Genomic DNA, 10,896 nt, shown 5'->3' on the forward strand with positions numbered 1-10,896 from the left:
CCTCAGACTCCTGTTTCGTTGTCGATGAAGGCGAAGAGTTCCTCGTCCCCTGCCGCGTCGAGGTCCATGGCGACGCCGGCCGCGTCCGCGTCGTCGCCGGCGTCGTACCGGGCGAGGAGCGCGTGCAGCCGGGAGACGACGCGGGCGCGGGTCTCGTCCCCCGGGCCGGTGCCGGAGAGGGCGCTGTCGAGCCGGTCCAGGTCGGCCAGCAGCGCGGCGGGGCCGGTCGCGGTGTCCTCGACGGCCAGGTTCTCCAGCAGGTGGTCGGCGAGGCGTGCGGCGTTCGGGTGGTCGAAGATCAGCGTGGTGGGCAGCTTCAGGCCGGTGGCGGTGTTGAGCCGGTTGCGGATCTCGACGGCCGTGAGGGAGCTGAACCCCAGGTCGGTGAAGCCCTGTTCGGGTGCCACGGCCTCGGTCGAGGCGTGCCCGAGGACCGTGGCGGCGTGGCCGCGGACGAGGTCGAGCACGGCCTGCCGTCGCCCGGCCGGGTCGAGGGCGGCGAGGCGGGTGACGAGCGCCGCCGCGCCCTCCCCCGCCTCCGCGGCCCGCCGCGCGGGCTGCGGGACGAGGGCGTGGAGCAGCGGCGGCACCGGGACGCTGCCGGCGCGGGCCCGCAGCGTCGCCAGGTCCAGGCGGGCGGCCACCAGGTGCGGCCGGTCGCTGGTGAGGGCGGCGTCGAGCAGGGCGACGCCGTCCGCGTCGGAGAGGGCCGTGCCGTCGCCGGTCGCGCGGCCCCGTACGTCGTCCGAGAGGTGGCCGGTCATGCCGGTGGCGGTGGCCCACATGCCCCAGCCGATGGAGAGGGCGGCGCGGCCCTGGGCCCGCAGGCGGGCGGCGAGCGCGTCCAGCAGGGCGTTGGCGGCGGCGTAGTTGGCCTGGCCGGCGGTGCCGAAGGTACCGGAGGCGGAGGAGAAGAACACGAACGTGTCGGCGTCGGTCAGTTCGGTCAGGTGGAGCGCCGCGTCCGCCTTGGGACGCAGCACGGTGGCCACGCGCTCGGGGGTCATCGCGGTGAGGACGCCGTCGTCGAGGACGCCCGCCGCGTGCACGACGGTCCCGATCCGGCGGCCGGCGAGCACCTGCGCGAGGCCGTCCCGGTCGGCGGCGTCGCAGGCCACGATCTCCGCTCGGGCGCCGACCGCGGCGAGGTCGTCGGCGAGCGCGGCGGCGCCGGGCGCCTGGGGGCCGGAGCGGCTGAGCAGGAGGAGGTCGGTGACGCCGTGCGTGGTGGCGAGGTGCCGGGCCACCAGGGCGCCGAGGCCGCCGGTGCCGCCCGTGATCAGGACGGTGCCGTGTTCCTGGACCCGGACGGGTGTCGTGGGGGCGTCGGCGGCACGGGCGCGGACGAGGCGCGGCACGTGCGGGGTGCCCTTGCGCAGGGCGGTCTCCGGCTCGCCGGGCAGGAGTGCTTCGGTCAGCCCGTCGAGGCCGGCGTCGGCGTCGACGGCGGCGAAGCGGCCGGGGTGCTCGGAGTGGGCCGTGCGCAGCAGTCCGCGGGCGGCCGCGCCGGGCAGGTCGGTGACGTCCTCGCCGTCGTGGACGGCGACGGCCCCGGAGGTGAGCAGGACGATGCGGGACCCGTCGAACCGTTGGTCGGCGAGGAGGGTCCGGGCCGCGGCGAGCACCTCGGTGACGCGGCGGTGCACCTCCTCGGGGGTTCCGCCGTGTCCCGCGGTCCCGGAGAGCAGGACGATCTCGGGCACGGTCATGCCCGCGTCGACGGACTCGATCAGGGCGTCCGGGTCGGCGTGCCACTCGACGGCGTAGGTCTCCTCCGCCAGCCGGTCGGCGGCTACGAGGTCGTCGGCGCCGACCACGGCCCACGAGACGGGGGCCACGCCGGCGGTGGCCGGCGTCCACTCGACGGTGAACAGGGCGTCACGCGGCCCCTGAGCGGAGGCCAGTTGCGCGGCGGTGACCGGGCGGAGCTCCAGCGTCTCGACCTGGACGACGGGGGTGCCCGAGGCGTCCACGGCGTCCAGGTGGAGGGCGTCGCGTCCCTCGGGGCGGCTGATCCTGACCCGCAGCTCGGTGGCGCCCGCCGCGTGGACGGTGACGCCCTGCCAGGCGAACGGAACGCGCACCTCCTCGGAGTCGGGGAACAGGCGGCCGGCTCCGGCGGCGTGCAGGGCGGCGTCGAACAGTGCGGGGTGCAGGCCGAAGCCTGCGCCGGCGGTGCGGGCCTCCTGGGGAAGCGCGATCTCCGCGAAGACCTCGTCCTTCCGGCGCCAGACGGCGCGCAGGCCCTGGAAGGCGGGGCCGTATCCGTAGCCGCCTTCGGCCACGGCCGCGTAGAAGCCGCTCGGGTCGACCGGTTCGGCGTCCCGGGGCGGCCACGGGACCGGTTCCGGGGCGGGCCCGGCCGGGGTGGCCCGCAGGGTGCCGGTGGCGTGGCGGGTCCAGGGACCCTCGTCGCCCTCGGCGCGGGAGTAGACGGTGACGGCACGGCCGTCGTCCGGGGAGGCGTTGTCCGGGGAGGCGCCGTCACCGACGGCGACCTGGAGGACGACCGCCCCGTCGCCGGGCAGGGTGAGGGGCGCTTCCAGGGTCAGTTCGTCCAGGTGCGGGAGGCCCGCCGACTCCCCCGCGCGCAGGGCGAGTTCGACCAGGGCGGTGCCGGGCAGCAGGACCGTGCCGAGCAGGACGTGGTCGGCGATCCACGGGTGGGTGGCGGCGGAGATCCGCCCGGTGAGCAGGACGCCGTCGCCGCCGGCCACGGGCACGGCGGCGCCGAGCATCGGGTGGTCGGCGCGGCCGAGCCCGACGGCGGAGACGTCGGCGGGCAGCGCCCGCTTCTCGGGCCAGAAACGTGCCCTCTGGAAGGCGTAGGTGGGGAGTTCGACCTCGTGGCCCGTGCGGTCCTGAAGGACGGTGGTCCAGTCGACGGGGACGCCGGCCACGTGCGCCTCGGCGAGCGCGGTCAGCCAGCGGGTGGCGTCACCGCGATCGCGGTGCAGGGAGGCCAGGGTGACGCCCGTGCGTCCGGACTCCTCCAGGGACTCCTCGATGCCGGGGGTCAGCACCGGGTGCGGGCTGCTCTCCAGGAAGACGGTCCGCCCGTCGGCCAGCAGCGCGCTGGTCGCCTCGCCGAACCGGACGAGGGAGCGGAGATTGTCGTACCAGTACTGCGCGCCCATCTCGGCGGTGTCGAGCCGGCCACCGGTCAGCGCCGAGTACAGGGGCACCGCGGAGGACACGGGCTTGATCGGGGCGAGGTCGGCGAGGATCTGCTCCCGCAGCTCCTCCACCTGCACGGAGTGCGAGGCGTAGTCCACCGGTATCCGGCGGGCGCGCACGCCCTGCTCCTCACACGCCGTCATCAGCGCGTCCAGTGCGTCGGGCTCACCGGAAACCACCGTGGAACCGGGACCGTTGACCGCGGCGACCGACACGCGGCCGTCGAAGCGGGCCACCAGCTCACCGACCACCTCGGCCCCGGCGGCCAGGGAGACCATGCCCCCGCGTCCGGCCAGAGCGCGCAGCGCGCGGGAACGCAGGGCCACCACGCGGGCGCCGTCCTCGAGGGACAGGCCGCCCGCGACGACGGCGGCGGCGATCTCGCCTTGGGAGTGCCCGACCACGGCCGAGGGCGTCACGCCGGACGACCGCCACAGCTTCGCCAGGGACACCATCAGCGCCCACAGCACCGGCTGGACCACGTCGACGCGGCCCCACAGGGCCTCGTCCTCGCTCTCCAGCACCTCCGACAACGACCAGTCGACGAACGGCTCCAGAGCCGCCGCGCACTCCTCCAAGGACTCCCGGAACACCGGCGACCACGCCGCCAGTTCCCGTCCCATTCCCAGCCACTGCGAGCCCTGCCCCGGGAAGACGAGCACCGGGGAACCACCGGACCGCGCCACTCCCCGCACCACACCCGGGTGCGCCACGTCCCGCGCCAGCGCGCGCAACGCCCCGGCACGGTCCTCCCCCACCACCACCGCACGGTGCTCCAGCACCGCACGGCCGGTGAGCAGGCTCCAGGCGACGTCGGCGGGGTCCTTCTCGTCCGTCAGGGACACGAGCCGCGCTCCGGCCTCCTGGAGCGCACCGGCGCTCCTGCCGGAGAGCAGCCAGGGCGCGGGAACGCCGGAAGGCTGCTCGGCCACGGGCGCGTCGGCGGGCGTGACGACGGGCGTGGCGGCGGCGGAGCGGTACTCCTCGAGGATCACGTGGGCGTTCGTGCCGCTCACGCCGAAGGAGGAGACACCGGCCCGGCGCGGTTCCTCGCCCTGGGGCCAAGCCCGCGCCTCCGTCAGCAGTTCGACCGATCCGGCCGACCAGTCCACGTGCGGCGTCGGCTCGTCCACGTGCAGGGTGGCCGGCAGCACGCCGTGGCGCAGCGCTTCCACCATCTTGATCACGCCGCCGACGCCCGCGGCGGCCTGGGTGTGGCCGATGTTGGACTTCAGCGACCCGAGGTACAGCGGCTCCTCGCGATCCTGCCCGTAGGTGGCGAGGAGGGCCTGGGCCTCGATCGGGTCGCCCAGCTTGGTGCCGGTGCCGTGCGCCTCGACCGCGTCCACGTCGGCCGTGGTGAGCCGGGCGGCGTCCAGCGCGGCACGGATCACCCGCTCCTGGGAGGGCCCGTTCGGCGCGGTCAGGCCGTTCGACGCGCCGTCCTGGTTGACGGCGGAGCCCCGGACCACCGCGAGCACCTGGTGGCCGTTGCGGCGGGCGTCCGACAGCCGCTCCACCAGCAGCACGCCCACGCCCTCGCCCCAGGCCGTGCCGTCGGCATCGGCGGAGAACGACCGGCAGCGGCCGTCCGCGGAGAGGCCGCCCTGCCGGCTGAAGTCGACGAAGACACCGGGGGTGGAGAGCACGGTGACGCCGCCCGCCAGTGCCATGTCGCACTCGCCCGCGCGCAGGGCCTGGCAGGCCAGGTGCAGCGTGACCAGGGAGGACGAGCAGGCGGTGTCCACCGTCATGGCCGGGCCCTCGAGCCCGAAGGTGTAGGAGACGCGGCCGGCCAGCACGCTGCCGGAGGTGCCGGTGCCGAGATAGCCCTCGACGCCCTCGGGCAGCACGGTGATGGTGGAGCCGTAGTCGTGGTACATGAGTCCGGCGAAGACGCCGGTGCGGCTGCCGCGTTGCGAGGTCGGGTCGATGCCGGCCCGTTCGAACACCTCCCAGGAGGCTTCCAGCAGCAGCCGCTGCTGCGGGTCCATCGCCAGCGCCTCGCGCGGCGAGATCCCGAAGGGCACGGGGTCGAAACGGTCGGCGTCGTGGACGAAGCCGCCTTCGAGGACGTACGACGTCCCCGGTCCGTCGGGGGAGGGCACGTCGATGCTGTCGATGTCCCAGCCGCGGTTGTCGGGGAACGGGCCGATCGCGTCGGAGCCCTCGGTCACCAGCCGCCACAGGTCCTCGGGGCTGTTCACCCCGCCGGGGTAGCGGCAGCTCATCGCGACGATCGCGATGGGCTCGTCGTTCCCGGCGGGCGTCCGGGGGCCGCGGCCCGCGGTGGTGGGGGCCGAGCGGCCCGCGTCGGTCAGGAGGGAGAGCAGGTGGGCGGTGAGCGCCTGCGGTGAGGGGTGGTCGAAGACCAGGGTCGCGGGCAGCCGCAGGCCGGTCACGGCGCCGAGCCGGTTGCGGAGTTCCACGGAGGTCAGCGAGTCGAAGCCCAGGTCCTTGAACGACCGGTGGTCCTCCACCTGGTCGGTGCCGGTGTGCCCCAGCACGCCGGCCACCTCGGACCGGACGAGTTCGGCGAGGACCTCGGTGCGCTCCGCCTCGCCGAGCCCGCCGAGGCGCTCGCCGAGCGGGGTGGCGGCGCCGGCGGCGGTGCGCGCCGCCGCCGCCCCCGGCCGTGTGCCGTGGACGACCAGGCCGCGCAGCAGCGGGGGCGCCTGGGCGGCGGGGTCGTCGTCCAGGGCCTTGCGGAGTCCGGGGAGGTCGAGGTGGAGGGCGACCAGGTGCGGGGTGTCGCCGGTGCGGACGCCGTCCAGGATCGCCAGTGCCTCGGCGGTGGTGAGCGGCCCGCCGGCGCGGGTGATCCGGGCCCGGCCCGTCTCGTCCAGTCCGGCGGAGATGCCGGAGGTCTCCTCCCACAGTCCCCAGCCGACGGAGACGGCGCCCGGCCTGCGCGTGGCGAGGGCGTCGAGCACCGCGTTGGCCGCCGCGTACCCGGCCTGGCCGGCGGAGCCGAAGGTGGCCGAGGCGGAGGAGAACAGCACGAACAGCGGAACGTCCCCGACCAGCGCGTCCAGGTGCAGCGCGGAGGTCGCCTTGGCCTCCAGGACGGCGTCGATCCGCTCCGGGGTCAGGCCGGTGACGACGCCGTCGTCCACGATGCCGGCGGCGTGCACCACTCCGGTCAGCGGCCGGTCCTTGGGGACGGTGGCGAGCACCGCGGCGAGCGCCGCGCGGTCGGCCACGTCGCAGGCGACGGCCCGCGCGCGGGCTCCCAGTCCGGCCAGTTCGGCGACCAGCTCGTCGGCGCCGGGGGCGGCGGGGCCGCTCCGGCTCAGCAGCAGCAGCTCGCGCACACCGTGCTCGGCGGCGAGGTGCCGGGCGACGCGGGCCCCGAGGACACCGGTTCCGCCGGTGACGAGCACGGTGCCGTGGGCGGGCGTCGCCTCGGTGGCGGACGTCGCCTCGGTGGCGGGCGGCGTTTCCGCAGTGGGCGTCGTCTCCGCAGTGGGCGTCGTCTCCGCAGCGGGCGTCGTCTCCGCAGCGGGCGGCGCGGAGGCGGTGGCGCGGGCGAGGCGCGGGGCGTGCCACCGGCCGTCGCGCAGCGCGAGTTGCGGTTCGTCGGTGCCGGCCGGTCCCGCGGCGGGCACGGCGCTGTCCGCGGGGTCCAGGTCGAGGAGGACGAAACGGCCGGGGTGTTCGGTCTGCGCGCTGCGGACCAGGCCCCACACGGCCGCGCCGGCCGGGTCGACCGGGGCCGGGCCGGCGGGCACGGCGCCGCGGGTGAGCAGGACGAGGGTGGAGTCGGTGAAGCGCGGGTCGGCCAGCCAGGTCTGGACGCATTCCAGGGCGCGGTGGGCGGCGGCGCGGACCCGGGCGGGCTCGTCGCCGTCGTCCCCGGCCGCCGGGCCGGCGTGCACGGCCACCAGGGCGGGGACCTCGGGCAGCGCCGCCAGGTCCGTGAGTTCGGCCGGTCCGGTGAGGACCGTCCAGGGCCGGTCGTCCGTCGCGGGAAGCGCGGTCCACCTCACCTGGAAGAGCGTGTCGGGCCGCACGGAGCCGCCGGTGGCCCCGGCGGGGCGCAGGGTCAGGGAGGCGACGGAGGCGACCGGCTGCCCCTCGGGGTCGGCGAGGTCGAGGGCGACGGCGTCCGGGCCGGCCGGGGCCATGCGGACGCGCAGGGCGGTCGCTCCGGTCGCGTGCAGGCTGACGCCGGACCAGCTGAACGGCAGCCGGACGGACGGCCCGCCCCGCGCCGTGTCGCCCTGGCCCGCGCTGCCCCGTGCGCCGTCGCCGTGGCCCGCGTCGTACAGGGCCGCTCCGTGGAGGGCGGCGTCGAAGAGGGCCGGGTGCAGGCCGAAGCCGCCGGGCTCCGGGGCGCCCGCGCCGGCGGGCGCGGGCAGCGTGACCTCGGCGTACACCGTTCCGTCGGCGCCGCGCCAGGCGGCGTGCAGGCCCTGGAAGAGAGGACCGTACTGCAGTCCCACCGCGGCGGTGGCGGCGTAGAAGTCGTCGAGGCGCACCGGCTCCGCGTCCTGCGGCGGCCACGCGACGAGCGGGGTCCCGGCGGTGGGGGCGGTGGAGAGGACGCCGCTCGCGTGCCGGACCCAGTCGCCGTCCGCCTCGGGGGCTCCGGTCAGGTCGTCGGGCCGGGAGTAGAGGGCGATCTCCCGGGAGCCGTCGGCGAGGGGCGCTCCCACCTCGGCCTGGATGCGGACGCCGCCCCGCTCGGGCAGCACCAGCGGTGTGTCGAGGGTGAGTTCGTCGACGACGGGGCAGCCGACCTGGTCGCCCGCGTGCAGGGCCAGGTCGACCAGCGCGGTGCCCGGGACCAGGATCGTGCCGGCCACCCGGTGGTCGGCGAGCCAGGTGTGGGTGGCCCGGGAGAGCCGCCCGGTGAGGACCAGGCCGTCGCCGCCGGCCACCGTGACGACCGCGCCCAGCAGCGGGTGCCGGGTGCCGCGCAGCCCCACGGCCCCCAGCGCGGCCGCGCCGCCGAGGGCCGGCCAGTAGCGCTGGCGCTGGAAGGCGTAGGTGGGCAGGTCGATCCGGCCAGGCGTCCACGGGGTGTACACGGCGGCCCAGTCGGGGGTGACGCCGGCGGTGTGGGCGTGGGCGAGGGCGGTCAGCGCGGACTCGGTGTCGTCGCGGTCGCGGCGCAGGAGCGGCACGGCGGGCGTGCCGTCGTGCAGGTGCGGAACCAGCGCCGACAGCACGCCGTCGGGGCCGAGTTCGAGGAAGACCCGCACGTCGGTGAGCGGCGCGACCGCGTCGGCGAACCGGACGGGCTCGCGGATCTGGCCCACCCAGTAGCCGGGGGTCGTGATGTCGCCGGAAGCAGTCGTCACGACCGGGATCGCCGGGGCGTGGTACGTCAGCGACTCGGCGACGGCGGCGAACTCCGCCTGCATGGGCTCCATCAGCCGCGAATGGAACGCGTGCGAGACGACCAGCCGCTTCACGCGGACGCCCTCGGCGCGCAGCCGCTCCTCCAGCGCGTCGACCGCGTCCGCGTCGCCGGAGACCGTGACGGAGGTCGGCCCGTTGACGGCCGCCAGGTCGACACCCTCGGGCAGCTCCAGCCCGTCCTCGGCAGCCTCCACGGCCAGCATCGCGCCCCCGGACGGGAGCGCGTCCATCAGCCGGCCGCGCGCCGACACCAGCCGGCACGCGTCGTCCAGCGACAGCACCCCGGCGCAATGCGCCGCCGCGAGCTCGCCGATGGAGTGACCCACCAGGACGTCCGGGGTCACGCCCCACGACTCCAGCAGCCGGAACAGCGCCACCTCGACCGCGAACAGCCCCGCCTGCGTATACACCGTCCGCGCCAGCAGCTCCGCGTCGTCCCCGAACACCACGTCACGCAGCGGCAGTTCGAGATCGACCCGGGCGCACACCGCGTCGAAGGCCTCGGCGAACACCGGGAAGACGTCGTACAGTTCGCGCCCCATCCCGGCGTACTGGGCGCCCTGCCCGCTGAAGAGGAAGGCGGTGAGTCCCGGCCGGACGGCACCGGTGAGCACGCCGGGGCCGGGCGTGCCGTCCTCGACGGAGCGCAGGCCGGCCCGGACGTCCTCCGGGGTCGAGGCGAGGACGACGGCGCGGTGCTCGTGGGACTGGCGGGTCGCGCCGAGGGAGTAGGCGAGGTCGACGAGTTCGGCGGAGGCGGCGGGGGCGGCGGAGGCGGCGGAGTCGTCCCCCGCCTCGTCGAGGAAGGCGCGCAGGCGTGCCGCCTGGGCGGCCAGGGCCTGCGCGGTGCGTCCGGAGACGGTCAGCGGCACGACGCCGGGGCCGGTGCGGCGCGGGGCGGACGCCGCAGCCGCGGCGGCGGCCGGGGGCGCCTCCTCCACGATCACGTGCGCGTTGGTGCCGCTGATGCCGAAGGACGAGACGGCCGCCCGGCGCGGGCGCTCGCCCGGCTCCCAGGGGCGCGGCTCGGTGAGCAGTTCGATGCTGCCCGAGGACCAGTCCACGTGCGGGGTGGGCACCTCGGCGTGGAGGGTGCGGGGCAGCAGGCCGTGGCGCAGCGCCAGGACCGTCTTGATGACGCTGGCGACTCCGGCGGCGGACTGGGTGTGCCCGATGTTGGACTTCAGCGAGCCGAGCAGCAGCGGCCGGTCGCGGTCGCGGCCGTAGGTCGCCAGCAGCGCCTGGGCCTCGATCGGGTCGCCGAGCGCCGTGCCGGTGCCGTGGGCCTCGACGACGTCGATCTGGTCAGGGGTCAGGCGGGCGTTGGCGAGGGCGGCGCGGATGACGCGTTCCTGGGCGGGGCCGCTGGGGGCGGTGAGGCCGTTGGAGGCGCCGTCCTGGTTGACGGCGGAGCCGCGGACCACCGCGAGCACCGGGTGGCCGGCGGCCCGTGCGTCGGCGAGTCTCTCGACCAGAATCATCGCCACGCCCTCGGCCATGCCCATGCCGTCGGCGTCGGCGGAGAACGCCTTGCAGCGGCCGTCGGAGGCCAGGCCGCTCTGGCGGCTGAACTCGTGGAAGCCGACCGGGTGGGGCATGACGGTGACGCCGCCGACGAAGGCGAGGGTGCAGTCGCCGTTGCGGATCGCCTGCAGGGCGAGGTGCAGGGCGCTCAGCGAGGACGAGCAGGCGGTGTCCACGCTGACCGCGGGCCCTTCCAGGCCCAGCGTGTAGGCGATGCGCCCGGAGAGCACGGAGGTGGCGGCGCCGGTGAGCTGGTAGCCCTCGGTGCCGGCCAGGCCCGCCTGCATGCCGTCGCCGTAGCCCTGCCCGTTGGTGCCGACGAAGACGCCGGTGCGGCTGCCGCGGAGGGTGCCGGGGTGGATGCCGGCCCGTTCCATCGTCTCCCAGGCGGCCTCGAGGATCAGCCGCTGCTGCGGGTCCATGGCCAGCGCCTCGCGCGGGTTGATGCCGAAGAACGCGGGGTCGAACAGGCTCGCCTCGTGCAGGAAGCCGCCCTGGGAGGCGGTGGCGTCGGCGACGCCGTCGGCCGCCGCCAGCGGCACGTCGTCCCAGCCCCGGTCGTCGGGGAAGGGCGTGACGCCGTCCCCGCCGGCGGCGAGCAGCCGCCACAGGTCCTCGGGTGAGCGCACGCCGCCGGGCAGGTTGCACGCCATGGCGACGACGGCCATGGGCTCCGGGTCCCGGGCGCCGGCTTCGCGCAGCTGCCTGCGGGTGTCGTGCAGTTCGGCGATCACGCGGCCCAGGTAGTCGCGGAGTTTGCGCTCGGTGGGGCTCGTGGCGGCTTTGTCGGTCATCGTGTTCTCCTGATGGCCCTCGGGGCGGCGGCGG

General features: G+C 76.3%; 1 pseudogene. It reads right to left on the reverse strand.

Features of this window, described 5'->3' with window-relative positions:
* Nucleotides 1-2: 2 nt before the first annotated feature.
* Nucleotides 3-10,805 (reverse strand): annotated as a pseudogene (locus ACWD3O_RS20000) (type I polyketide synthase); the annotation flags it as partial.
* Nucleotides 10,806-10,896 lie beyond the last annotated feature (91 nt).

This window comes from Streptomyces sp. NPDC002640, assembly GCF_053592575.1.